Genomic DNA, 24,681 nt, shown 5'->3' on the forward strand with positions numbered 1-24,681 from the left:
GGGTCGCGCGGCGGCTGAGCGCCTGGATCTGTTTCGCCGACGAGTGCGGTCAGACGTTGCGGGCGAGGAAGGCCACGACCTGGGCACCGCGCGGGGGCACGCCGGTGGTGTCGGTGACCGCCGCCGGTAACGTCCGGGTCTCGGTGGCGGGTCTGGTCTGCTACCGGCCCGGTGACCGCTCGCGGCTGATCTATCGCACCATGCTGCACCGGGGCCGTAAAGGTGAACCGAAAGGCTTCCGGGAGAACGACTTCGCCCGGATGCTCGACGCCGCTCACCAGCAGCTTCACGGACCGATCATCCTGGTCTGGGACGGTCTCAACGCCCACAGGTCCGCCCGGATGCGTGCGCTGATCGCCGCCCGGCCATGGCTGCGCGCCTACCGGCTGCCGGGCTACGCCTCCGAGCTCAACCCGACCGAGAAGGTCTGGTCGGCACTGAAACGCAGCCTGGGCAACCTCGCCACCCGGACCGCCACCGCCCTGGAACACACCGTCAAGAACCGCCTCAAACGCATGCAATACCGCTGCGGCCTCTTCGACAGCTACCTCACCGCCACCGGCCTATCCCCACCCAAACCCTGACCCCGAAAGGTCTCTAGCGATGACGGTTCGAAGTTCGAGCTGCTGACCGGGGCCACGAACGGCGACAACGACGGTGAGCACTGGAAGCTCACGACGACGGACGGCACGCAGTACTACTTCGGCCTGAACCGGATTCCCGGCTGGGTGGCGGGGAATGCGGAGACGAACTCGGCGCTGCGGGTTCCGGTGTTCGCCAACCGTGGCGACGAGCCGTGTTTCAACAGCGGTTCGTTCGGTGCGTCGTGGTGCTATCAGACGTGGCGGTGGAACCTTGACTACGTGGAGGACCCGCACGGCAACACGATGTCGTACTGGTACACGCGGGAAGAGAACGTCACAGGCCTGTTCGCCAACCCCGGCGCTACAGCGGCGTACGACCGGGCGGGGTATCTGAACCGGATCGACTACGGCACCCGGAAGAACCAGTCGCTGTCGACGCCGGCGCCGATGCAGATGGTGTTCTCGGTGGGGGATCGGTGCCTGGCGTCCTGCTGGTCGGGGTCGAACCCGGTGACCGCGAACTGGCCCGACACGCCATGGGACCTGAAGTGTTCTGCGGTGCCGTGTAACAACAACATCGCGCCGTCGTTTTGGACCATCAAACGGCTGACCGGTGTGACGACGAAGGTCAGAGGCAGCACCGCCTACCAGGACGTGGATGAGTGGACGCTGACGCATCAGTATCCGTCGACGAACGACACCACAAGCCCGTCGTTGTGGCTGGCCAGTATCACGCACGCCGGCAAGGTCGGCGGCAGCAAAGCTCTGCCGGCGGTCACGTTCGGCGGCACCGCGTACGCAAACCGGATGGACTTCAACGTCTCCGCCGGCGTGCCGCAGACGAACAAGTACCGGGTGACCAGGGTCAGCAACGGCACCGGCGGCGAACTGCAGATCACCTACGACCCGACCGACTGTTCCATCTCCGCGCCGCCGGACCCGGACAACAACGACAAGCGATGCTTCCCGCAGTACTACGCGCCGCCGCTGGCACAACCCGGTTGGTCGTGGTGGAACAAGTACCGCGTGTCGAAGGTCCTGGAAGTGGACCTCGTCGGTGGTAGCACCACCCCCGTCGAGTACAACTACGACTACACCACTGCGGGTTCCTCCACGCCGGTGCTGTGGCACCACAATGACAGCATCTGGGACACGAAGGTGTCGAAGCGGACCTGGTCGGCCTGGCGCGGCTACTCAACTGTCAAGGTCACCAAGGGCCCGGCCGGCGATCCACGCGGCTACACCGAATTCCTGTACATGCGCGGCATGCATAAGGACCGCACCGACGCTGGCCTGTACACCCGAACGGCGACTATCACTGCGTCCGAAGGCGCCGTGCTCAACGATGATGACCGTCTGCACGGCTTCCTCCGCGAGGAACGCCACTACGACGGGCCGGGTGGGCAGCTGCTCTCGGCGACGTTGAACGACCCGTGGCAGCAGCAGACCGCCTCCCGGACCATGACGCCCGCCTGGGCGGCACCGAACGTGCAGACCGCGGCGTTCCTGCAGACCTCCCGCAAGCAGAGTCGGATCTGGATCGCTGCAACGTCGACGTGGCGGCGCACAGACGTGCAGACCACCTTCGACTCGACTTACGCGCAACCGACCTTGGAACAGGACCTGGGCGACACGAGCATCGCCACCGACAATGTGTGCACCTCGACGACCTACGCGCGCAACACCACCAACTGGCTGATCGACTACAAGGCGCAGACGCTCACGACCGATTGCACGGCCAGTCCAGCGCCGGCGAATCACCTGAGCGGAAGCCAGACCCTGTTTGACGGCAACACCACTGCTGGCGTCATCGGTACCCGCGGTCTGGCCACGAAGACCCTGGCATTGGAGTCCTTCACCGGCAGCACGCCGGTATGGACGCAGGCCAGCCGTTCCGTGTACGACGACAACGGTCGAGTGCTGGACAGTTTCGACGCGTCCGGCGACAAGACGATGACTCGGTACTCTCCCGCGTCCGGCGGACCCGTACTCAGCGCCACCACCACGAACCCGGCCGGCCACATCTCCACTGCGACGTTCGACGGTGTCCGCTCGCAGCCGGTGACCAACACCGACGCGAACGGCAAGACCACGACCCTGGCCTACGACCCGCTTGGACGGCTTACCCAGGTGTGGCTGCCCGGCCGGGCGTTGAACCTGACACCGAACATCGAGTACGTCTACAACGTCCGGGAAACCCCGGCCAGCTCGGTGCAGACCAAGAAGCTCGGTCCGAACGGCAACATCATCAGTAGCTACGAGTTCTACGACGGACTGCTCCGGGCGCGGCAGACCCAGGCACCGGCACCTGTCGCGAACGGCGGCCGGATCATCACCGACACGAAGTACGACGGCAGAGGCCTCGTCGCGAAGTCCTCGATCGCCTACGACAGTTCCAGCGGACCGGCCGACGCGATCAAGGCCGTCGCAGAGAACACGGTGCTCAGCCAGAACCGGTACACCTACGACACCATGGGCCGTAAGACCATCGACGCCCTCTACGGCGCCGGCCCCACCAACCCGACATTCAAGTGGCAGACGACCACCGCCTACGACGGCGACCGTACCACTGTGCTCACGCCCACGGGCGGCTACGCCACCACGTCGTTCATGAACGTCCGCGGCTCGACCACGCAACTGCGGCAATACTTGGGCAGTACGGCCACCGGGACCTACCAGGCAACGACGTACACATACGACCGGCTCAACCGTCTGACACAGGTGCAGGACCAGTCCAGCAACGTGTGGAGCACCCGCTTCAACCTGCGCGGTTGGGCGGATCAGAGTACCGACCCGGACCGGGGTACCACCAACACGGTCAAGTTCGATCTCGACGGCCGAGCGGTCACCACGACCGACGCCCGCGGCATCAGCCTCACCACCGCCTACGACTCCCTCGGCCGGGCGACAGAGTTGTATGACGGCATCGGCACGACCGGGTTCAAGCGGGCCTCATGGCTGTACGACACCGTCGCCAACGGTCAGCTGACCTCGACCACCCGATACGTCGGCACGGACAGCTTCACCAGTACGGTCACCGGTTACGACGACGGCTACCGTCCGCTCGGCACCACCACGGTCATTCCCTCAAGCCTCAGCATGCCGTGGCTGCCGAGCGGCTCCTACACCACGTCGATGACGTACAAGGTCGACGGGTCCATCGCCACGCTGACCTACCCGGGCGCCGGCAACCTGCCCGCAGAGACGCTGACCACCACCTACGACGACACCGGCAAGGCGCTCACCCTGACCGGTATGGAAACCTACATCGCCGGGACGAGCTATTACGCCTTCGGCGACCCGTACCAGCAGATCCTCGGCTCCGGTTCGAAGCGGGTCCGCCAGACCACCGTCATCGACGACTCGACCCGCCGGCTTACCAGCACCAAGACGGAGACCGAGAACTCCGCGAACCCGAACACATGGATCGAGCGGCTCACCGAAGGGTACGGCTACGATCAGGTGGGCAACGTCAAGAACATCACCGAGACCCTCGCCGGGTCAGTCGTGTCGAACCAGTGCTTCAACTACGACGCGCTGCGGGAGCTGACCGAGGCGTGGACGACCGCCGCGGCTGTCTGCCAGGCAAACCCGTCCGCGGGCGCGATCGGCGGACCGGACCCGTACTGGACCAGCTACCGGTACGCCACCGGCACCAGCGACTACAACAACGGCAACCGTACGCAGGAGACTCAGCACTCGACCAGTGGCGGGACCGACACCACCCGCAACTACACCTACCCGACCACGGGCAAGCGGCACACCCTCACCAGTGTGACCGCCACCGGCGGCAGCAACGGCACCGACAGCTACACCTACGACGCCGCCGGCAACACCCAGACACGCAACATCGCCGGCAAACCAGGGCAGACTCTGACCTGGGACAATGAGAACCACCTGGCCTCCATCGCTGACAGCAATGGGACCAGCAGCTATATCTACGACCCCGCTGGTGCCCGCCTCGTGGCCAAAGATGCGGCCGGCGCGACCGTGTACCTCTCCGGCTATGAACTGCGCAAGGTCGGCAGCACCGTAACCGGCACCCGATACTACGGCGTTGCCAGCCGTACCCCGTCGGACCTGACCTGGCTCGCCAAGGACCATCACGGCACTGGGCAACTCGCGATCGCCGCGGCGACTCAGGCAGTCACACGGCGCAAGACGGATCCCTTCGGCAGGCCCAGGGGTGCCGACCCGAGTTGGCCCAACACACAGGGGTTCGTCGGTGGCACCCGCGACGTCACCGGGCTCACCCACCTCGGAGCGCGCGAATACGACCCGCTCAGCGGTCGGTTCATCTCCGATGACTCGGTCACCGATCCAGCTGATCCGCAACAGGTCAACGGATACTCCTACGCCGCGGCGAGTCCGGTGACGAACATCGACGCGACCGGGATGCGGACCTGCTCCGATCCGACCGACTGCGCTGGCGACGACACCAACGGGAACATGGCCTACAGCCCTGAGGCGGCGAAGCGGGACAAGTTCAAGAGGGAACTGGCCAAGCTCAAGAAGAAGACCTACAAGAAGGGCAAGGACTACGACCGAGGGGACTTCCTTCCGTATGTAATGTCGCAGACCATCGTCGATGCCGCCCAGTGGGTCGGGATCGACGCCCGGATGCTGATGGCAATCATCTTCAGGGAGGGCGGCCGTCAGGGGCAGAAGACTTTCTACGAGGCGATCGACTACGGGGCGCTCTGGTGGAGTGATTCGCCGTCGATCGGCGTCGGTCAGCTTATCGAACGCAGATTCGACGAGACCGTCGCGAATCACCCCGAGCTGGGCATGTTCAAGTTCACCGACATGGTTGAGAACGACCAGCTGGCGATCGTGGTCGCTGCCTATCACATCAAGGATATTCAGGATGGGATCGAGGCGAACAAGGCCGATTTTAAGGGACCGGCTAAGGGTAAGAGCCTGGAGTACATGACGGCCTACTCGTACAACAGGGGGCCTGCCGACGCGATCGCGGACGCGAAGAAGGGTGAACTCTACGGCGGGAAGTCGGACAACACCGGCACCTACTATGCCGACATCATCATGAGCCACTATGATGCCGCCGAACGCTTCCTCTGCAATTCCGACTATTGGACCTGCTCGTGAGTCGACGGTACCGCCTGGTCGCCCTCGTCGTCGCCGCTGCCGCGGTGCTCGGCATCGGCGTTGTGCTGTACCTGCGGCCGTGGAACTGGTGCGTGCAAGGCGACTGCCGGGCCGCGAACTGGACCGCTGACAGAACTTCGATCGCAGGCTTCACTCAGTCGGATCGGCAGTATCTGCAGGGTCACGTGGAAGTGGTGCTGGTCGGTCCGTCGGACCGCATACCGGGCATTCTCACGTACTACGCCGGCCCGATTGATCTGCAGAGCGCCAACGACCGCAGTCAGGGGCTGTACGAACAGATCGCACACGGTGTGGGAAACGTCGATGGTGGCGGCGGTTCGCGATGCAGCGTGCTGCTGACGCGGTTCGCGCAGGGGCGAGCGCCGCTGCCGAGCTTCCGCCTTTCCCGGGAACAGGTCACGGCCGTCGCCAATGGGCAGTCGGTGGTGCTGGTGCTGAGTGTCGGATGTGGCTACTCGCAGACTTCGAACTGATCGAACGGCGATGGAACCGATCGGCTGACATCGACGTGTAGCCGGGTATGGACGCGAACGTGTGCTTCTCGGGGCGGTGCGGCCGGCCTGGTACCAGCCGCCGACGTCCGGAAAGGTGCTGAACTCTCCGCCGCCATCGTGCCGTGAGCCGCGCACGTCGGCGCAGCGGATGCGGACGGGGACGCGGGCGTGGACGTCTTCAAGGACGGACGAACACTGCCATCCGCGGAGCCGGCCTGAAGCCGTTCTTCTCGTAGAACAGTGCAGCGTCGCTGTCCCGGGCGGTCAGCAGGTACCAGTGACGGACGTCGGGCTTACGGTCGGCCAGGGCTCCGAGCAGCGCGCTGCCGTGTCCCTGCCGTTGGCGTGCCGGCCGTACACACAACTCCTGCAACAGGAAGTGGTCCTCGGCTCCCGAGCGTTCCAGGTGCCCGATCGCGAACCCCAGCAGCTCGCCGTCCGGGGCGCGTAGACCGACGCCGTGCGCACGGGGAGTCGCGAGAAAGTCCCCGAGGCGCCGCGTGGCGTCCTCCACACGCCAGGACTCGTTCCACGGCGGCGCGTTGAACGTGGCGACGTACAGCGAGGCGCAGGAGCCGAGGTCCTGCTCTGTCAAGGCGCTGATGATCACCCAGAGAGGATCCCACGACCACGACCGGCGACCTGGTATGCCGGTGAATTCGGAGCCCAGGTCCGGGATCACCTGCGCGATGTACGGCCGAGCCAAGCTCGATCTGCTCGCCGGCTACAGGTTGTAGGGGTAGATCTCGACCTGGTCGGACGGCACCCGCAGCTCGATCCAGGAATTCCATGCCTCGGCCGGCACCGGCCCGTCAAATTCCAGCAACACCAGCGAGTCGCCGAACTCCAGATCCGCCAACTCGGCCGGCCCTCGGAGCCGGGCGCGGAAGACGACCACCCCGGCGGCCATCCACAAGCCGGGCTGGGCCACAGCCGAGAACCAGGAATTTCGGCCCCAGTCCGCATTCACGTTGATCGTCCACTCGACGTGAAAGGACCCCGCCGAGACCGACGGATCTCCGCACCACCGCATCCTCGCCTGACCGAACGGAACCCGGCACACCACCGACACGCCATCCGGCGTGCGGACCGCGTCGCTCACCTCAACCAGCACAAACTGATCTTGCCTGATCAGTGAACGGAAGACGCGCCAGAACCCAGCTCCTCACGGACGGAGGACCGCCACTTCCCAGGCCCGTTGAGGGTTTCCGGCGCAGGCAAGCGGAGAACTGGTCGCAGAGCCTCGATCGACTGTTCAAGGATACGATTCATGGACATGGCACAGAGCACGCACACCGTGTCCGGAGACTTCGACCTGACGATGGACGAGCTGCGCGTCGTTGCGCGGTACGTGGTCGGGCACGCCGAGGACGTCCTGCCGGTCTTCGAGCAGGCCGTTCCCGACGATCCTCGCCCCCGCGCGGCGATCGACGCGGCCTGGGTGTTCATCAACGGCGCCAACAGGACGAAGTTGCAGCGCGTCACCTCGCTCGACGCGCATCGAGCCGCCCGGTCCGCACCCTCCGAGGCCACGCGACTGGCCGCGCGATCCGCCGGCGACGCCGCCTCGGCCGCATACCTGCACCCCATCGCCCAGGCCAGCCAGGTCGGCCACATCCTGCGAGCCTCCGCGAGCGCCGCCCGCATCGGGGAGCTGATGGCGGGCGGTTACCCCACGGTCGGGGACGCGCTGCTGGAACGGTCACGGCAGCGCGCGACACCGCCGATCATCGACGTGCTCCGCCGCTACCCGCCGGCCCCGACCGGCAGCAACCGTGTCGCCCAGCTGATGAGCACACTGGACCACGCCCTGCGAACCGGGCTACCGCCGGGCCGGACACCGACGATCTCCGAACCAGCACCGGCAGAACGGTAGCGGTGACGGTCAGGGGCCGTAATCAATCCACGGGGCGGCCACGCCGTTCAGTCTCACACGGCGGCGCTCCCGGGTGAGACTCGAAACCGCCCCTGAGCGGCTCTGAGCCGTTCGGCGGGTGCCTGCGCTCCGGCCGGGCGCCTACGCTCTGGCGATGTCGCCCGTCTGGAAGATCACCGCCGCCGTCGTTGCCGTGGCGGCGTTCACCGCGGCCGGCTCGCCGGTGTTGCCCGGTCTCCGGCCGTCCACCGTCCGGGCATGACGCTTGCCTGGCGGGTCACCGCCATCCTCGTCGCCGTCTCCGCGGCCGGCTACGTCGTGCTGGACAAGTTCGTGATCCAGCCGCTGACCTGGCGGATCGAACCCGGGATCCTCGGCCTGTACGCCGGGTTGATCGCCTTCGCGTCGACGGTCGCCGTGCCGGTCCTCACGTTCCTCTGGCTGACCCGGCGCCTGCGGCCCCGACCCGCCACGTTCACACTGTCCGCGGACCTGGATCGGCCGGCCTTCGTGGCAGCCGAGTCGCCGATGTACCGCGGCATCGCGACCATCGTGTTCATGATGATGGCCGCCAATCTGATACCGACGGAGCGAGTGCCAGACAGCTACCGGATGCGTCTGTCGACGCCGCTGGGCTTCGTCCCCGTTCTCGTGGTCGAGGCTGCCGTGCTGGCCGTCTTCGCGCTGGTTCTTGTGTGGCTGCCCAACTCGTCGGTACGGCTGACCCCGACCGGTCTCACGGTGCGGTATCTCCTGGGTTCCCGGAGCATCGACTGGCACGACCTGTTCCCGGGCGGCCCGCCGCCGACGGTCCGCAGGACCATGCCGCTGCGCTACCGCGGCCGCACCGGACGAGCCAGGCAACTGGACGTCCTGGTGTACACCTACCACGTCGACCGCGAGTTCCTCGCCACCGTCGTACGGCACTACGCCGAGCGCCCGGAGCACCGCCCCGACATCGGCACCCAGACCGAACTGGACCGCCTCCGGATCGGCTTCCAGCACCGGGTGCGGCGGCCCGCCGGCGCCGTGACTATCCTCGCCGAGGCGGCACGGAGCCGCCCAACGGGAGGAAACTGATGAAGTCCCGCAGGAATGTCCTGCTTGCTTTGGCGCTGTCCGGCGCACTCACCGTCACCGCGGCCTGCGGCGACAAGAACCAGAACGGCGACGTCGCGCCGGCGGCCAACGGATCGACCAGTGCCGCGGCGTCACCGACGGCCGACGCGCGCGCGGAGCTGACCAGCGCGTTCAGCAAACTGAGCGGCGTCACCGTGACGTACACGTCGACGACCGATTCAGGCGCGATGGCCAGCAGCAAGTTGACGGGCTCCAGCGACCCTGCCAAGAAGGCCAACAGCGGCACGATGACCATCACCGCGCAGGGGCAGCAGATCAACGGCGATGTCATCGTCGTCGGCACCGACCTGTACCTGAAGCTGAGCCTGCCGATTCCGGGCGTCGACCCGAAGAAGTGGATGTACATCGACGGCACCAAGACGTCGCTGAGCAAGCTGGGCCTCGGCAGCCCGGACGACCCGGCCAACGTCAAGGGCCTCGCTGACACGATCGTGTCGGTCGAGCGGACCGGCACGGGCACGTACAAGGGCACGCTCGACGCCACCAAGCGCAACATCCCGGCAGCCGCCGCCGCCCTGCTCCAGCAGATGGGCGACGCGGCGAAGTCGGTGCCGTTCGAGGCGGCGGTCAGCGCCGAAGGCTACGTCACCTTGCTGACGGTGAAGATGCCCGGCGTCGGCCAGGTCCCGCCGTCGACGGTGACGTCGACGTTCGCGGACTTCGGCAAGCCGGTCTCGATCAGCAAGCCCGCCGCCACGGACGTGCAGCCCGCCCCGGCGGCGCTGCTCGCCCAGTTCGCCTGACCCACCGGCAGGGCCGCTACCGCGACGGTCGGTAGCGGCCCTGCCGCTGTCATCGGCAGCACAGGTCTGAGACCGCTGGGTCCGCCCGGTGGGCAGGTAGTTAGAGTCTGCCGATGGTGCAGCGGTGGCGGCAGGTTCTGGCACGGCGGTGGCGGCACGTGGTCATGTTCGGGCTGCCGCTCGCCGCGGTCCTGCTGTCGCTGGTCGTCAAGCCCGCCGCCGAGCCCGCACCGTCGCACGGCGGGCTGGATCCGGCGGTCGGTGCGTGCTGGCAGGGGCACGGGCTGCACGTCGTGCTCACCGCCGAGGCGACCCCGACCGAGAGCGTGGCCTGCGAGGTGCCGCACCAGCTGGAGACCGTCGCCGTCGGGCATGTCCCGAAGGCCCTCGCCCGCCGTGACGCGCCGCCGCAACGGGCCGAGCTCATGGGCGAGTTCGCCGGCTGCGGGCGGACGGCGGGGGAGTATCTCGGCGCGGACTGGCGGACGCTGGACGTGTCGCTGCTGCTGTTCGCCCCGACGGCCGAGCAGTGGCAGGCGGGCGCCCGCTGGTACCGCTGCGACGTGGTGGCGCTCGGCGGGGACATCGACAGCGTCCGGGACCGCGAAGGCTCGGTGCACGGCGACCCGGCCGGTCACGGACCGTCCAACGACCTGACCCTGAACTGTGCCGTCAGGTTCGTCGCCGACGACGAGTGGGCCGGCACGAAACGGACCCCGTGCACGGAGCCGCACGACATGGAGTTCGCCGGCGTGGCCGAGTCGGCGGCGCCCGCGTTTCCGGAGACCGCGGCGGCCCGCGACGCGGCGTTCGGGGACCAGTGCCGGGACCGCGCCCTCGCGTACACCGCGATGCCCGGCGACCTGATGCGCGGCCGTGCCGTCACCGTCGGGTTCCTGCCGACCGGCGAACCGTCGACGTGGCCCGGCGGCGACCACTACGGCCGCTGCTGGGTGTTCCTGCCGCACCCGGTCACAGTTTCCATCCGCGGGGCCGGCGACCTGCCCGCCTGACCGCGGCGTCGTCCGGGGACGAAGCGTATGGACGGCGCCTCCTAAGATCAGCGGATGTCTTGGCTGCGGTGGGTACGCCGTACCGTCGCTGTGGCTGTCAGCGTGTGTGCGCTGGTGGGTGCGGTCCGGCTGGTCGCGCCAGCCACCGGCGGCACGGGCGGCGAGCCGAATGGGGTGCGGCGGCAGCTGGCGTTCCTGCGCGCCGCGCTCGACGACGGCGCCGGTGAGGACGCGCAGCAGCTGTACCCGGAGGGGTACTTCTTCCTTCATGTGCTGTACGGCCTGACCTGGGTCGAGCTCGGCATGCGCGGCCCCGCGGGCGAACGGGCGACGGCGCTGCGCGAGGCCCGGTGGGCGTGGCGGCACCTCGACGACCCCGCCGGCAAGGCACCGTTCAGCGAGAGCCTCACCCCGCCGTACGGCGTCTTCTACCAGGGCTGGAGCAACTGGCTGCTCGGCGGCGTGCTGAGCCTGCAACCCGCCGGGCAGCGCGACCCGGGGGAGCGGGCGCGGTTCGCGGCGGCGGCCGAGGCGCTCGGCACCGCGTTCGCCGCGTCGGCGTCGCCGTTCCTGCAGGCGTATCCGGGCCAGGCGTGGCCGGTGGACTCGACCGTCGCCATCGCGTCGCTACGGCTGCACGATGCGCTGTTGCCGCCACGGTACGGCGCGACCGTCACCCGCTGGGTCGCCGGCGCCCGCGAGCGGCTCGACCCGAGGACCGGCCTGCTGCCGCACCGCGCCGACCCCGCCACCGGCGAGCCCCTCGAGGTGGCCCGCGCGACGTCGCAGAGCATCATCCACCGGTTCCTCGGCGACATCGATCCGGCGTTCGCCCGCGAGCAGTACCTGCGCTTCCGCGACCAGTACGTCGTGCGCCCGCTCGGCCTCGGCCCCGCCGTGCGCGAGTACCCGGCCGGTCTGGACGGCCCGGCGGACGTCGACTCGGGGCCGCTGCCGCTCGGCGTCAGCCTCTCCGCGACCGTGGTCACCATCGGCGCCGCCCAGGTGCAGCACGACGCCCCGCTCGCCGCGGCCCTGGCCAACTACGGCGAGCTGGCCGGCCTGCCGCTCGGCACGCCGTGGACCAAGCGGTACGCCCTCGGCCTCGTCCCGGTCGGCGACGCGTTCCTCGCCTGGTCGAAGACCGCCCGGCCGTGGGTCGCCCAGACACCGTCTGCGCCGCCGGAGACCATCCACTGGTGGTGGCGGCTGCCCCTGCTCACCCTGCTCGCGGTCCTCGGCACCGCCCCGTGGATCCCGGCCCTGGTCCGCCTCCGCAAACGCCGCCGATCCCGACCAGCCGGTGGCGCCTGACGGCGGGGGCGCCTGACCGCGGTGGCGCCTGATCAGCTGGTGGTGATGACCGTGGTGGCGACGGAGACGGCGGTCATCGAGGCGATGAGGGCCTGGATGCGGGCGACGGCCTGCTGGACGGCGTCGGCGGCCCAGTTGTCCTTGCCGATCGCGTCGATGCGCGCCTTCAGCTCCTTCTTGTCCCGGCCGGGGAACAGCTTCCGCGCGAGGTCGACCGCCTGCACGAGCCCGAGCAGCGCCGCCGTCCGCGCGGGCACGGGACCGTCACCGTCGAGGGCGGCGGCGAGGTCCCGCCGGACCGCGGTCTCGGCGGCGGGCTCGGTGCCGGTCGCCGACGCGTACCGGGTGCGGGGAAACACCCAGAGGACCCGGTCCTGCTCGCGGCGCAGCACCCCGGCCTCGACCTGCCGGTCGAGCAGCCGCCCGCGCAGCCAGTCGGCCAGCGGCTGGATCCAGGCGTCGGGCTTGCGCGGCTTCTTCTCCAACACGACACGGTCCAGGGCCGCGTCCGCGACCGGGTCCCCGGTCGGCGTGGCGTCGGTGACCACGACCTGCTCACCGGCGAGGTCGATCCGCCCGGCCAGCATCAGGTCGAGCAGCACCGCCCCGGCGAGCCCGTAGTCGAGCGCCGGATCGCCGACCAGGTGGTTGCCCTCGTCGTCGAGAGCCAGCAGCAGGAAGTGATCCGCGAGACCGTCGCTCATGATCCCACCGTAAGCCGTCCGCGCATCCCGTGCAGCACGCGGCGGCGTCACCCGTGAACCCGCAGCCAGCGGCGGCGGGTGGCCGCGGCGATGCCGTGGACCAGCCGGGCCAGGTCGGCCGCTCCCTCGGCGTCGTCGGCGCGGCGCACCGTCGTGAGGATCGGCGCGACCTCGTCGAGTTCGACGCCCTCGCGCAGCAGCACGAACTGGAGCACCAGCCCGGCGAGGCGGGCGTTGCCGTCGTCGTACGGGTGGAAGAAGGCGACGTCGAGGTAGGCGCGTGCGGCCCGGGCCGTCACCGGTGTGTCCCGGTCGGCGGTCTGCGCCAGGCAGGCGCCGAACCGGTGCTCGGTGTCGGCGTGCAGCCCGTACCGTTCCCGGCCGTTCTTCGCGTGCGCCGGCGCCCGGCGGAACGTGGCGACTGGGACCCCACGGACGGTCCGGTTCCAGCGGGCCAGGAGGTCCGGGGTGAGGTCGGCGCCGGCGGCGGCCTCGCGCCGCACGTGGTCGTACGCGGTCAGCAGCCGGCACTGCCGTCGCGAGTCGGACCCGGCGGCCCAGCCGGCGAAGCCGTCACGGATCGCCGGCACCGGCACCTCCGGGTGCGGGACGAGCTCCCGCCAGCCGACGGTCTCCCGCAACCGGAGCCACACCGTCAGGTGATCAGGTTCGGTCAACGGCCACCCGCTGGGCCAGGTCCTCGGCGACCGACAGCACGACCGCTCGCTTCGGCTCCACCCAGCTGCGGAACCGGCCGCCGACCGCGTGTTCGATCAGCTCCCCCCGCCGGGCCGACTCGATGCCGGCCGCTTCGAGGAACCACCACAGCACCGTCGTGCAGCAGCCGTACCAGCCAGCCTCGTACTGCGTGCGGTCACCGACGGCGGTCACCAGGTGAGCGACCGCACGCTCCCATCCGTCGATGTCGTCGCCGAGGTGCGGCAGGAACCGGTCGAACCGCTCCGCCAGGTCGTCCAGCCAGGCGCGCCACTCGATCAGAGCCGCCGAGATCGCGGCAACGGTCGCTTCGGGTGTGGTGACCGAGTGCCGGACGCAGCACCAGGAGCCGACCGGGCCACCGTCGAGGTCGCCCTCGCCGACCGACCAGCGCCAACCCACCGCCCACCGCCCGTACCGGGCGGCAAGCCCGGACGACACGCTGTCCAGCCACAGGCCTCTGAGCCGCCTGCCGGCGCCCGGAAACCCGGTCGCTGCGACAAGGTCGCCCACCACCGCCCGGACCGTGTCCGGATCGAAGGGCCGATCCTGGACGTCGGTGTCCGCCCAGCTCAGCTGCCACGGATAGGGCAGCGGGCCGTCCGGGGGCACGGTGTACCGGATGACCTGGATGTCGCCGCGAACGGCCCGCCAGGCCGGCGGCCCGCCGGTGCCGTCCACCTCCGCCGGGGCCGCCGCCGCGAAGCGGCCGCGGGCGTCGGTCGCGAGCTCGACCAGCAGTTGGTGCCAGGCCACGACGGCGTCGGCGAGGCGGGACAGCGTCTCCTCCGGGGTCGGGGCCGTCACCGCGGGACGCTCCGTCCGCCAGACCGGAACGGACCCGCGACCTGGACGTCCTCCATCGCGACGGTGTACCACCAGCTCACCACCCAGTCGCCCAGGTGCTCGATCAGCGCCTGCGTCATCCGGTCGTACCAGAGGTCGACGAGCCGCCAGTCGGTGCCGGCCGGCGGGACGTCGGCGGCCGGCGGCAGCGCCCGCACCAGGTCCGCGACACCGGCCGGGTCGACCGCGGGACGCGTGGCGGGATCGACGTCCCGCCACGCGAGTTGCCAGAACTGCGGGAGGGCTACTGGGTCAGTCGTCACGCTCGGCCTTCCGTACGGCAGCCGGCCAGCCTAACGGGTTCGCCCTCCTGCTCGCCGCCCTGTTTACGCCGCGGCGCGCTCGGCGACGGGGCGGCGGCGCAGGACCGGGTCCGTCAGCGACCGTGGGCGCCAGGCGCCGTCCGCCCGGTACAGGTCGGTGCCGGGCGGCACGATCTCGTCGATGCGGTCGAGGGCGGCGTCGTCGAGGGTCAGGCCGGCGCCCTTCAGCGAGGCGTCCAGCTGGGCCATCGTGCGCGGGCCGATGATGACGGACGTGACCGCGGGGTGCGCGATCGGGAACGCCTGTGCCAGCTCCGGCAGCGTGCAGCCGAGGTCCTCGGCGACGGCGACGAGCTGCTCGACCACGTCGAGCTTGCGGGCGTTCTCCGGCAGCGACGGGTCGAACCGCGCCGGGTTCAGGGCGGCCCGCCCGGCGGACAGGTCGATCGGGTCGCCCTTGCGGTAGCGGCCGGTCAGGAACCCGGACGCGAGCGGGCTCCAGGTGAGCACGCCCATCCCGTACCGGGCGGCGACCGGCAGGACGTCCTTCTCGACGCCGCGGGCCAGCAACGAGTACGGCGGCTGCTCGGTCCGGAACCGGTGCAGCGCCCGGTGTTCCGCGACGTGGTGCGCCTCGACGATCTCCTCGGCGGGGAACGTCGAGCAGCCGAACGCCCGGATCTTGCCCTGCCGCACGAGGTCGGTGAGCACCGACAGGGTCTCCTCGACGTCGGTGGTCGGGTCGGGCCGGTGCACCTGGTACAGGTCGATCCAGTCGGTCCGCAGCCGCCGCAGGCTGTCCTCGACCTCCCGCACGATCCAGCGCCGCGAGTTGCCGCCCCGGTTCGGCCCCTCACCCATCGGGAAGTGCACCTTCGTAGCGAGCACGACGTCGTCCCGCCGCCCCTGCAGCGCCTCGCCGACGATCTCCTCCGACTCGCCGGCGGAGTACATGTCGGCGGTGTCGACGAAGTTGATGCCCTGGTCGAGTGCGGCGTGGATGATCCGCACGCAGTCGTCGTGGTCGGGGTTGCCGACGGCGCCGAACATCATGGTGCCGAGACACTGGACGCTGACCTGCATGCCGGTCCGGCCGAGAGCGCGGTATCGCATGTCGCGCAGCGTAGGACCTGGAGTGGACTCCAGGTCAACCGCCAGACCATCGACGTCGTTCACGAGCGCCCGAGATGATGTTGGGTGGCCGGGGTCGCCGCGGTGCGACATGATGACGCCGTGTCCCCATCCCGTCCACGGCGAGTGCCGCGTCCGCGCTGGCGGTGGCTGGCCACCGTCGCTGTCGTCACAGGGTCGATCACCGTCGGCTGGGGCCTGCAGCCGTTCGGTCGCGCGGTGGACACGATCGGCCTGGTCGCGGGCCTCGGGCAGCTCGTGTTCGCGGCGATCGCCTGGCGTCAGTCGGTCACGGCGACCGGGCCGGGCACGCCCGACCATCAACGCCTGCTGGAGGCCGCCAGGTTCCTGCGCCGGCAGATCCTCCAGCAGTGGCACGAAGAGGTCGGGGACCGCCGGCTGCGCCACCCGCGGCCGCTGCAGCTGCGCTGGGAGAACGCCGTGCCCGGCCGGCCGGCGTCGCTGACCGTCACGCCCGGCAACCTCGTCGACGAGACGACCGGACGGGAACCGGCCGCCGCACTGGTGGACGCGTTCCGCCGGCTGCAGCACCGTCAGCTGGTCATCCTCGGCGAGCCGGGCGCCGGCAAGTCGACCGTGGCGATGCTGTTCGTGCTGGCCGCGGCCGGCCGGGACGACGACCCGGTGTCCGTGCAGCGGCCCGTGCCGGTCCTGCTGAGCCTCGCCGCCTGGCGCGCCGACCAGGAGACGCTGCACGAGTGGATCGCGCGGCGGCTGGTCGAGGACTACCCGGAGCTCGCCGACGCCGCACGGTACGGCCCGGACGCCGCCGCGCGTCTGGTGGCCGAGCGGCTGGTCCTGCCGGTGCTGGACGGGCTGGACGAGATGCCCGCCGGGCTGCTGCCGGACGTGTTCGACGCGCTCAACGACGTCGCCGGGGTCGGCGGGCTGCAGACGGTGGTCACCTGCCGGCGGGCCGAGTTCAACGCCGCGCTCGCCGACGTCGCGCCGCTGCGCCTCGCCGCGCTGGCGGTCATCAGGCCCATCCGGGTCAGCGACTCGATCGCGTTCATCACCGGCGAGCAGGTCGACGCCGACCGCTGGCGTGAGGTGGTCGAGCGGATGCGGCAGGATCCGGCGGGTCCGCTCGCCACCGCCCTGTCGACGCCGCTGATGACGGCGCTCGCACGGGCCGTCTACGAGCGGCCGCACACCACGCCGGCGGAGCTGTGCGCGCTGCCCGACGTCCCCGCGATCCAGCAGCACCTGCTCGACCGGCTCCTGCCGACGGTGTACCCGGCCGCCCGCCTGCCGGTCGCCGAGCGGGCGCTGTCGTTCCTGGCGGCGCATCTGCAGGAGCGGCTCGCGACACCGAACCTCGCCTGGTGGCACCTGGCGCGGGCGGTGCCGACCGGGGTGGTGGTCTGGTCCGTCGCGGCCGTGATCGCGGCGGTGGGTGCCGCCGCGACGGCATACGTGCAGCCCTTCGGGTACGGCGCGGCGCCGGATGCCCTGTTCGGCGCCGGGATCGGGCTCGCGGCCGGCACGGTGGCCGGGCTCAACGCGGCCCGCGGCATGACCGCCACCAACACGCCCGCGACCGGCCGGCGGCGCTGGACGGGGCTCGTCGGCGCGGCGGCCCGCGACGGGCTCGCCGGCGCGCTCGTCGTCTGCGCGGCGACCGGCTGGTACTTCGCCGGCCGCGCCACCTCCGGCGGGATCGGCCTGCTCTACCAGCTCATCCAGCTGCTGGTCTTCGGTACCGGCCTCGGCATGGCGCTCAGCGTGGTCCTGCAGGGCCTGGCGCTGGGCCGCGGCTCCACGCCGAACCGGGCGGCGCCCCGCCCCGGCCTGCTGGTGCCGCGGCTGGTCTCCGGGCTCGGCATGGGCCTGGCGTTCGGGCTGCCCGCCGGGCTCACGCTCGGCGTGGTCGCCGGGGTGTCCGAGCGCGACCTGCGCAGCGGCCTCATCGCCGGGCTGCTGACGGTGCTCGTCGTCGGCGCGACCGTCGGCCTGCCGGTCGGCGTCGGGCGGTGGTTCGCCACGCCGGTCGAGGCCGACACCCCGCTCACCCCGCGCACGGTGCTGCGCGGCGACCTGATCAGCCTGACCGTCACCGCGTTGAGCTGCGCGGTGACCGCGGGCCTCGGCGACGCGCTGCTTACGATGGTCACGTCCGGCATGAGCAGCGGGTCGCTGGTCCAGTTCGCCGGGATGTCGACCGACTCCCCGCTGGAGGCGGCGCCGTGGGCGGCGCTGGTCGCGTTCGGCGCGGTGCTGCTCGGCTCCGGCGCGCCGAGCGTGTCGTACATGATCGCGCACGGGTGGCTGGTCCTGTGGCGGCGGCTGCCGTGGCGACTGTTCACGTTCCTCGAGGACGCGCACGAGCGGGCGATCCTGCGGCAGCTGGGTTCGGTGTACCAGTTCCGCCACGCCCGCCTGCTGGAGCGCCTCGCCGCCGGGCACCGCCCCGGCCGCTACGGGCGGCTGGTGGAGACGGGCGCGGAGGTCGGCGCGATCCTGCGCGGTGAGCGCCCGCCACCGAGGCGGGCCGCTCGCCTCGGCGTCACGGCGGTGGCGATGCTCGTGCTGCCGGCGCTGCTGGTGACGGTGTCGTTCCCGGTGGCCCGCGACCGTCTCGAGGCGGCGATCGCGGCCGAGGACAGCGACGACGCGGCCGAGCTCATCGACAAGGCGGACACCCTGCAGGAGTCCGATCCGATGACGGCGCTGCGGCTGCGCGCCGCCGCGGCGGAGCTGGACTCCGACAAGTCGTCACTGGTGGACCTCGGGTCCGTCCTGGACCTGCTCGCGACGGGCGAGGTGCTGACCTGGCGGCGGGCGGCGAACGAGATCGTCGAAGGCGACCAGTGGCTGATGATCAACGATGCCGGCGGCCGTGGCACCGCGTGGGGGCCTGCCGACACGTCGGCTGCCGGTCCGGTCCCGCTGGGTGACACCGGACCGCTGTCGGACTTGTTCAACGACGGCAGTTGGGCGGTGTCGGACAGGTCGCCCCGCCTGGTGTGGCAGCTGTCGAATCCACGGCTGGAGTCCGCCCACATCGACGACGAGGCCGAGCTGAGCGCCGGCCCGGACGGCTGGCTGCTGTGCCGGTACCCGGACGGGCGGCTGACCGCCTTCGACGCCCGCGCCTGGCCGGCGCGTGAGGTGCCCCTGACGACCGACGTCACGGAGACGGTGACCAGCTCCGCAAGGTGGGTGTTCGCCGGCGGTGGCGGCGGTACTCACGTCCGTGTGATCGACTTCGCGGCCGACCCGCCCCGGGTCACGCCGCTCGCCGACGCGGCCGGCAAGCTCGACGCAGAGGTCAGCGACGGGATCCTGGTGACCGGTTCGGCCGACGGAACCGTCACGATCTGGGACCCCGCTGATCCCGGTCGCCCGCGCTTGCGGATCGACGCCGACGCGGCGGACCTGACCTACGGGAACCGGCTCGTCTTCGTCGACGGCCGCCTGATCGACGTGCGGAGCGTGCCTGTCCGCTCGGTCGAGGCCGACGAACTCGTGAAAGTCGTCCCCGGTCATGACGACCGTGCCGTGGTCCTGTCCGATGGCGTCGTCGCGTTCGTCGACTTCGGCGTGGACCCGCCGGCGAGGCGGACGCTGGCGACCGGTGTGGACACGGCCGAGCTCGTCAGCGACGATTCGGTGCTGCTCGGATCCGATTCCAGCGACACCACGCGGCTGCTGGACCTGACCCAGGATCCGCCGCGGGTCACCGCCACCGGCGAATTGCTGATGGACGGCGGCGTGTTCGCGGACGCCTCCGGGAACTGGTCGGTGTGGAACCAGCACCTGCCACCGGTGTACGTCGGGCCCGGCGACCGGTACACCTCGGCCGCGGTCGGCGACGACGTCGCCGTGCTCGGGCAGCGGGACGGCAGTCTCCGGATCGTGCGGCTCGCCACCGGGCAGCAGCGGGTCGTCCCGCTCGGCGGTCCCTTGACGTCGGCGGTCTACCTCACCGACGACGGGCGATGGGCATCCGTCATCGTGGCGGGCAAGAAGCAGGCGGTGAACGTCTCGACCGGCGAACTCCAGCTGATGGGCAAACGCGACGACTACCGGGCGGTCCGCGTCTACCGGACGAACGGGCGTATCGGTGACTGGATCGCCGTCTGGAAGAACCCCGCCCAGCCAGGCACGACACCGACCCTGCGGCACATCGCCGGCGACCCGATGGTCGCCGCGTGCCGGCTCGTCCAGAAGCCGTTGTCGCCGCACGAGTGGAGGACGCTCGTGCCACGGCTGGCCTACGTCAACCCGTGCTGAGGAGCCTGATCCCCATGGCGAGCCTTTCCGAGCAGTTCGCGCACATCGCCACCGGCGCGATGTACGACGACCTCACCGCCGAGCTGATCGGCGCCCGGCAGCGGGCGGTGCTGGCGACCAACGCCTACAACGCCTCGTACGGGCGACCGCAGGCCGAACGGGAGGCCCTGCTCCGCGAGGTGCTGGGCACCGTCGGCGAGGGCGCGCAGTTCGAGCCGACGTTCCGGTGCGAGTTCGGCACGAACATCCACGTCGGCGCGAGGTTCTTCGCCAACTTCGACTGCGTCATGCTCGACGGCGCACCCATCACGATCGGCGACGATGTACTGATCGGCCCGAAGGTGGGCCTCTACACCGCCGACCACGCCCTGGACCTCGCCGAGCGCAAGGCCGGCGGCTGCCGGGCGAGGCCGATCACGATCGGCGACGGCGTGTGGATCGCCGGCGGCGTGACGATCCTGCCCGGTGTGACCGTCGGCCACGGCGCCGTCGTCGGCGGCGGCAGCGTCGTCACCCGGGACGTGCCCGCCGGCGCGCTCGCCGTGGGCAACCCCGCCCGGGTGCTGCGCCAGATCACCGACGCGGACCGCACCGGCTACGTCCCCACGCACTGAGCACCGCCGCCCGGGCCGCGAGCGGTCAGCCGGGCAGGAGCGCGCGGCGCATGCTGGTGGCCAGCCAGCGGCGGAACGCGTCCTCGGGCCAGCCGCGCTGCGACACCAGGGCCGCGTGGTGGCCCGGGTCGTTGTAGATCCACAGCACGTCCGTCGCGGTCTCCGTGTCGAGCGGCGGGGCGAGGGTGCCGAGCGTCTGGACTTGCCTGACGACCATCGCCGCGCCCGCCCGGCGGTTGCGCTGCAGGGTGTCCCACAGCTCGGCGACCTCCGGCGCGTCGTCGGCCGCCCTGCGGACGGTTTCGAACAGCAGCGCGGCGCGGCGGGCGATGACGACGCACGCGTCGGCGTAGGCGTCGAGGACCGTGCCGGGCGTGGTGGCGTCCCAGACGGGGCGGAACCACGGCCTGTCGGCGACGGCCACGGGCTCGTCGTCGCCGGCGAGCGCCTGGTCCAGCACCTGCTTGAGGAGGGCGGGCTTGGAGCCGAAGGCGGCGAAGACGGTCGGCCGGGCGACGCCGGCGGCGGCGCCGATCTCGGCCAGCGAGGTGACGACATACCCGCGCTCGACGAACAGTTCGCCGGCCGCGGCCACGATCGCGCGGCGGGTCCGCTGGGCGCCCTCCTCGCGGACGGACGACTGGTACCGCCGCCGCGGCTTGCCGTTGACATCACTCATGGTTCCGCCATACTAGCAACGTATTCATTAGACAGCGGTATGGCGAATGGAGTGGGGCATGTCAGACACGGAACAGGTCCGTCCGTACGTGCGGCGCGACGGCGAGGGCGAGGCGCTGTGGTTCCTCGGCAGCCTGGTGACGGTCAAGGCGGCCGGTGCGCAGACGCGGGGGCGTCTCACGGTCGTCGAGTTCGTCAATCCGCCCGGCTTCGCGCCACCGCTGCACCGGCACCTCGAGGAGGACGAGCTGTTCTACGTGCTGTCCGGCACGGCGCAGTTCCACTGCGACGGGCAGGTGCTGCCGGCCGGCCCGGGTGACTTCGTCCTGCTGCCGACGGGACTGCCGCACTCGTTCGTCGTCGGCGCCGACGAACCCCTGCGCACCCTGCAGATCACCACGCCGTCGGGTTTCGACCGGTTCGCCGCGGCGGTCGGCGAGCCGGCGCGGGCGCCCCGGCTGCCCGACCCCGGACCGATCGATCCCGTCGCCCTCGGCCACGCCGCGGCCCAGCACGCGATCGAGCTCCTCGGACCCCCACCCGGGCACTGAACGGGCCGTGGAGACGTTTGTCCGGACCTGCCCGGGGTAGTCCGGAAGGCCTGCATGAGCCCACTTCATGGAGGTACTCGCCATGGTCACCAGCAAGCCCGCGAAGGCCGTCAAGCACGCCGTCGAAGCCGCCGCAGAGAAGGTGGCCGACCTGCTGACGCCCGACGTGCCCGGGTCACCGGGCAGCGGGACGCCGACGGTCGAGGAGCCGACGGCGCCGGCGCCGCCGCTGCCGGCGAAGCAGGACCAGGGTGGCCCCGACACGCGCACGCCGACGGGGGAGAAGACCGGCGCGCCGCCCGCGGCGAACGGACAGCAGGGCGCATACCTGACCACGGCGCAGGGCGCGCGGCTGCGCGACACCGACCACTCGCTCAAGGCCGGGCCGCGCGGGCCGACCCTGTTGCAGGACCACCACCTCCGCGAGAAGATCACGCACTTCGACCACGAGCGGATCCCGGAGCGGGTGGTGCACGCGCGCGGCGCCGGCGCGCACGGCGTCTTCACCGGCTACGGCACCGCGGACACGTTGACCCGGGCCGGCTTCCTCAGGAAGGGCAAGGAGACCGACGTCTTCGTGCGGTTCTCCACGGTACTGGGGTCCCGCGGCTCCGCCGACACCGTGCGCGACACGAGGGGCTTCGCGACGAAGTTCTACACCGAGGAGGGCACGTTCGACCTGGTCGGCAACAACATGCCGGTCTTCTTCATCCAGGACGGCATCAAGTTCCCCGACATCATCCACGCCGGCAAGCCGCACCCGGACCGCGAGATCCCGCAGGCGCAGAGCGCACACGACACGTTCTGGGACTTCGTGTCGCTGCACACCGAGGCGCAGCACCACGTCATGTGGAACATGTCCGACCGGGGCATCGCCCGCTCGTTCCGGATGATGGAAGGCTTCGGCATCCACACGTTCCGGCTGGTCAACGACGCCGGCGAGACGGTGCTGGCGAAGTTCCACTGGAAGCCGAAGCTCGGCGTGCACTCCCTGGTGTGGGAGGAGGCGCAGCTGCTCAGCGGCATGGACCCCGACTTCCACCGCCGCGACCTGTACGACGCGATCGAGTCCGGCGCCTACCCCGAGTGGGAGCTGTGCGTCCAGGTGTTCCCGGACACGCCGGACGAGACGTTCGCCGGGATCGACCTGCTCGACCCGACGAAGATCGTGCCGGAGGAGCTCGCACCCGTGCAGGCGGTCGGGAAGATGGTCCTCAACCAGACGCCGCGGGACTTCTTCGCCGAGGTCGAGCAGGTCGCGTTCCACCCGGGCCACCTGCCGCCCGGCATCGACGTCACCAACGACCCGCTGCTGCAGGCGCGGCTGTTCTCCTACCTCGACACCCAGATCACCCGGCTCGCCGGCCCGAACTTCGCGCAGATCCCGATCAACCGGCCGCACGCGCCGGTCAACGACATGCTCCGCGACGGCTTCCACCAGCAGGCCGTGCACGCCGGGGTCGCACCGTACCGGCCGAACTCCCTCGACGGAGGCAACCCCTTCGTCGCCGGCGACGCCGAGCACGCCTTCTCCGACACCCCGGTGACCGTCGCGGAGGCGCCGAAGATCCGCGCCAACCCGGCGTCGTTCGACGACCACTTCAGCCAGGCCCGGCTGTTCTGGGCCAGCATGTCGCCGGTGGAGCAGGAGCACATCGTCCGCGCGTACACCTTCGAGCTCGGCAAGTGCTACGAGCAGGCGATCAAGGAACGGCAGCTGCAGGCCCTCGCCAACATCGACCCGGTGCTGTGCGCGCAGGTGGCCGCCGGGCTGGGCCTGCCCGCCCCGCAGCCGGCCGCGCCCGTGGCCGCGGTGACGCCGAGCCCTGCCCTGTCACAGGTGGGGCGCGTGTGGCCGCCGGACGGCCGCACCGTCGGCGTCGTCGTCGACCCTGAAGGCGACATGGCCGATGTACGAGCCCTCCGCGAGGCCGTGTTCGCCGCCGGCATGGTGCCGCTGCTGATCGCACCGCACGGCGGGATGGCCGGCGGCCTGCCGGTGCAGCGGACGTTCGCCACCGGCCGGTCGATCGAGTTCGACGCCCTGCTGCTCGCCGGCGCGCCCGTCCCCGCACCCGACGCGCCCCCGTCCCGCGACGCCAAGCCCGCCGACGCCGCTGTCGACCCGCGGGTCCTGCTGCTGGTCGAGGAGTGCTGGCGGCACGCCAAGGCGATCGGCGCCTGGGGCGCGGGCACCACGGTGCTGACCGCGACCGGCGTCACCGGCTCACCGGGCGTCGTCACCGGCGATGCCGCCGAGCAGGTCTTCGCGGACGTGCTGCGGCTGATGGGCGCGCACCGGGTCTGGGAGCGGTTCCCCGCCACGATCGTCTGACCGCCGCGTGGGCGGTGAGCGCCGGGGATCGGTGGCACGATGACCGGGTGTCGCATCGGCGGGCGGTGCTCGGGGTGGGTGCGTTCGTGCTGACCTTCGCCGCGCTCGCTGTCACGGCGCTGGTGATCGAGCGGATCGAACCGGCCGCTGCGCCGGTGCCGGAGTCGGTGCCGGCGTGCGTCGTCGGAGCGGTCACCGGTCTCCCCGAACGAATCGGCGGCCGGGTCGCGGGCACGCTGGCAACCGGCGGCTGCGACTGATGCCCGGCACCACGGCACCGGCATAACGGCCGGA

Annotated in this window: 21 protein-coding genes; 13 read left to right on the forward strand and 8 right to left on the reverse strand. The window is 70.8% G+C overall.

Features of this window, described 5'->3' with window-relative positions; all coding sequences use genetic code 11:
* The 3 genes from ABD332_RS42900 to ABD332_RS42910 all read left to right on the forward strand — a co-directional run.
* The coding region (locus ABD332_RS42900) for a transposase (protein WP_344509765.1) at window positions 1-584 on the forward strand (584 nt) is incomplete at its 5' end.
* A gap of 144 nt (window positions 585-728) precedes the next feature.
* Window positions 729-5,690 (forward strand): RHS repeat-associated core domain-containing protein, encoded by a 4,962-nt coding sequence (locus tag ABD332_RS42905; protein ID WP_344509767.1) that lies wholly within the window; start codon window positions 729-731, stop codon window positions 5,688-5,690.
* On the forward strand, window positions 5,675-6,184 hold the full coding sequence (locus ABD332_RS42910) for a hypothetical protein (protein WP_344509769.1): 510 nt from the start codon (window positions 5,675-5,677) through the stop codon (window positions 6,182-6,184). Before ABD332_RS42905 ends, ABD332_RS42910 begins: the two co-directional genes overlap by 16 nt.
* A 199-nt stretch (window positions 6,185-6,383) precedes the next feature.
* Here ABD332_RS42910 and ABD332_RS42915 read toward each other — a convergent pair whose 3' ends face one another.
* Together ABD332_RS42915 and ABD332_RS42920 are read right to left on the reverse strand one after the other, a co-directional pair.
* On the reverse strand, window positions 6,384-6,815 hold the full coding sequence (locus ABD332_RS42915) for a GNAT family N-acetyltransferase (RefSeq protein WP_344509771.1): 432 nt from the start codon (window positions 6,813-6,815) through the stop codon (window positions 6,384-6,386).
* 114 nt (window positions 6,816-6,929) lie between these two features.
* Window positions 6,930-7,319, reverse strand: a complete 390-nt coding sequence (locus ABD332_RS42920; RefSeq protein ID WP_344509773.1) for a hypothetical protein — start codon at window positions 7,317-7,319, stop codon at window positions 6,930-6,932.
* Between the two features lie 162 nt (window positions 7,320-7,481).
* On the opposite strand from ABD332_RS42920, the gene ABD332_RS42925 reads away from it, so the two are divergent.
* From ABD332_RS42925 to ABD332_RS42945, 5 genes are all read left to right on the forward strand, one after another.
* Window positions 7,482-8,081 (forward strand): putative immunity protein, encoded by a 600-nt coding sequence (locus ABD332_RS42925; RefSeq protein WP_344509775.1) that lies wholly within the window; start codon window positions 7,482-7,484, stop codon window positions 8,079-8,081.
* Window positions 8,082-8,339: 258 nt separating this feature from the next.
* Window positions 8,340-9,161 carry a hypothetical protein gene (locus ABD332_RS42930; RefSeq protein ID WP_344509777.1) on the forward strand — a complete coding sequence of 274 codons (822 nt, stop codon included), beginning with the start codon at window positions 8,340-8,342 and terminating at the stop codon, window positions 9,159-9,161.
* The gene (locus tag ABD332_RS42935; RefSeq protein WP_344509779.1) at window positions 9,161-9,964 is read left to right on the forward strand and encodes a hypothetical protein; all 804 of its coding nucleotides are present in this window, start codon (window positions 9,161-9,163) and stop codon (window positions 9,962-9,964) included. Before ABD332_RS42930 ends, ABD332_RS42935 begins: the two co-directional genes overlap by 1 nt.
* 113 nt (window positions 9,965-10,077) lie before the next feature.
* Window positions 10,078-10,977, forward strand: coding sequence for a septum formation family protein (locus tag ABD332_RS42940; protein WP_344509781.1), 900 nt, complete (start codon window positions 10,078-10,080; stop codon window positions 10,975-10,977).
* Between the two features lie 54 nt (window positions 10,978-11,031).
* Window positions 11,032-12,291, forward strand: coding sequence for a hypothetical protein (locus tag ABD332_RS42945; protein WP_344509783.1), 1,260 nt, complete (start codon window positions 11,032-11,034; stop codon window positions 12,289-12,291).
* 32 nt (window positions 12,292-12,323) lie between these two features.
* On the opposite strand, the gene ABD332_RS42950 is transcribed toward ABD332_RS42945, so the two are convergent.
* From ABD332_RS42950 to ABD332_RS42970, 5 genes are all read right to left on the reverse strand, one after another.
* Window positions 12,324-12,995, reverse strand: a complete 672-nt coding sequence (locus tag ABD332_RS42950; protein WP_344509784.1) for a GOLPH3/VPS74 family protein — start codon at window positions 12,993-12,995, stop codon at window positions 12,324-12,326.
* Window positions 12,996-13,042: 47 nt separating this feature from the next.
* Entirely contained in the window at window positions 13,043-13,672 is a 630-nt protein-coding gene (locus ABD332_RS42955; protein WP_344509786.1) for a Fic family protein, read from the reverse strand.
* A complete protein-coding gene (locus tag ABD332_RS42960) occupies window positions 13,659-14,519 on the reverse strand; it encodes a hypothetical protein (protein ID WP_344509788.1) in 861 nt (286 codons plus the stop codon). The genes ABD332_RS42955 and ABD332_RS42960 overlap by 14 nt, the downstream gene beginning before the upstream one ends.
* Entirely contained in the window at window positions 14,516-14,821 is a 306-nt protein-coding gene (locus ABD332_RS42965; protein WP_344509790.1) for a hypothetical protein, read from the reverse strand. The genes ABD332_RS42960 and ABD332_RS42965 overlap by 4 nt, the downstream gene beginning before the upstream one ends.
* A gap of 63 nt (window positions 14,822-14,884) precedes the next feature.
* Window positions 14,885-15,934, reverse strand: coding sequence for an aldo/keto reductase (locus tag ABD332_RS42970; protein ID WP_344509792.1), 1,050 nt, complete (start codon window positions 15,932-15,934; stop codon window positions 14,885-14,887).
* Between the two features lie 237 nt (window positions 15,935-16,171).
* Here ABD332_RS42970 and ABD332_RS42975 point away from each other — a divergent pair, with 237 nt between their 5' ends.
* Window positions 16,172-20,209 (forward strand): hypothetical protein, encoded by a 4,038-nt coding sequence (locus ABD332_RS42975; protein WP_344509794.1) that lies wholly within the window; start codon window positions 16,172-16,174, stop codon window positions 20,207-20,209.
* Between the two features lie 14 nt (window positions 20,210-20,223).
* On the forward strand, window positions 20,224-20,823 hold the full coding sequence (locus tag ABD332_RS42980; RefSeq protein WP_344509796.1) for a sugar O-acetyltransferase: 600 nt from the start codon (window positions 20,224-20,226) through the stop codon (window positions 20,821-20,823).
* A gap of 25 nt (window positions 20,824-20,848) precedes the next feature.
* Here the strand turns inward: ABD332_RS42980 and ABD332_RS42985 are convergent, their stop codons facing one another.
* On the reverse strand, window positions 20,849-21,502 hold the full coding sequence (locus ABD332_RS42985; RefSeq protein ID WP_344509798.1) for a TetR/AcrR family transcriptional regulator: 654 nt from the start codon (window positions 21,500-21,502) through the stop codon (window positions 20,849-20,851).
* A gap of 58 nt (window positions 21,503-21,560) precedes the next feature.
* Here ABD332_RS42985 and ABD332_RS42990 point away from each other — a divergent pair, with 58 nt between their 5' ends.
* The 3 genes from ABD332_RS42990 (at window position 21,561) to ABD332_RS43000 (ending at window position 24,647) form a co-directional block, all read left to right on the forward strand.
* A complete protein-coding gene (locus ABD332_RS42990; protein WP_344509800.1) occupies window positions 21,561-22,052 on the forward strand; it encodes a quercetin 2,3-dioxygenase in 492 nt (163 codons plus the stop codon).
* An 82-nt stretch (window positions 22,053-22,134) separates the two neighbouring features.
* Window positions 22,135-24,387, forward strand: coding sequence for a catalase (locus ABD332_RS42995; RefSeq protein WP_344510138.1), 2,253 nt, complete (start codon window positions 22,135-22,137; stop codon window positions 24,385-24,387).
* An 86-nt stretch (window positions 24,388-24,473) separates the two neighbouring features.
* A complete protein-coding gene (locus ABD332_RS43000; RefSeq protein WP_344509801.1) occupies window positions 24,474-24,647 on the forward strand; it encodes a hypothetical protein in 174 nt (57 codons plus the stop codon).
* Window positions 24,648-24,681: the final 34 nt, after the last annotated feature.

The organism is Dactylosporangium maewongense (genome assembly GCF_039531485.1).
In the GTDB taxonomy this organism is placed as follows: Bacteria; Actinomycetota; Actinomycetes; order Mycobacteriales; family Micromonosporaceae; genus Dactylosporangium; species Dactylosporangium maewongense.

Coding starts and splice junctions, on each gene's coding strand:
- ABD332_RS42925 (WP_344509775.1), top strand. CDS start 7,482: ATGGCACAGAGCACGCACACCGTGTCCGGAGACTTCGACCTGACGATG.
- ABD332_RS42930 (WP_344509777.1), top strand. CDS start 8,340: ATGACGCTTGCCTGGCGGGTCACCGCCATCCTCGTCGCCGTCTCCGCG.
- ABD332_RS42935 (WP_344509779.1), top strand. CDS start 9,161: ATGAAGTCCCGCAGGAATGTCCTGCTTGCTTTGGCGCTGTCCGGCGCA.
- ABD332_RS42940 (WP_344509781.1), top strand. CDS start 10,078: ATGGTGCAGCGGTGGCGGCAGGTTCTGGCACGGCGGTGGCGGCACGTG.
- ABD332_RS42945 (WP_344509783.1), top strand. CDS start 11,032: ATGTCTTGGCTGCGGTGGGTACGCCGTACCGTCGCTGTGGCTGTCAGC.
- ABD332_RS42950 (WP_344509784.1), bottom strand. CDS start 12,995: ATGAGCGACGGTCTCGCGGATCACTTCCTGCTGCTGGCTCTCGACGAC.
- ABD332_RS42970 (WP_344509792.1), bottom strand. CDS start 15,934: ATGCGATACCGCGCTCTCGGCCGGACCGGCATGCAGGTCAGCGTCCAG.
- ABD332_RS42980 (WP_344509796.1), top strand. CDS start 20,224: ATGGCGAGCCTTTCCGAGCAGTTCGCGCACATCGCCACCGGCGCGATG.
- ABD332_RS42985 (WP_344509798.1), bottom strand. CDS start 21,502: ATGAGTGATGTCAACGGCAAGCCGCGGCGGCGGTACCAGTCGTCCGTC.
- ABD332_RS42990 (WP_344509800.1), top strand. CDS start 21,561: ATGTCAGACACGGAACAGGTCCGTCCGTACGTGCGGCGCGACGGCGAG.
- ABD332_RS42995 (WP_344510138.1), top strand. CDS start 22,135: ATGGTCACCAGCAAGCCCGCGAAGGCCGTCAAGCACGCCGTCGAAGCC.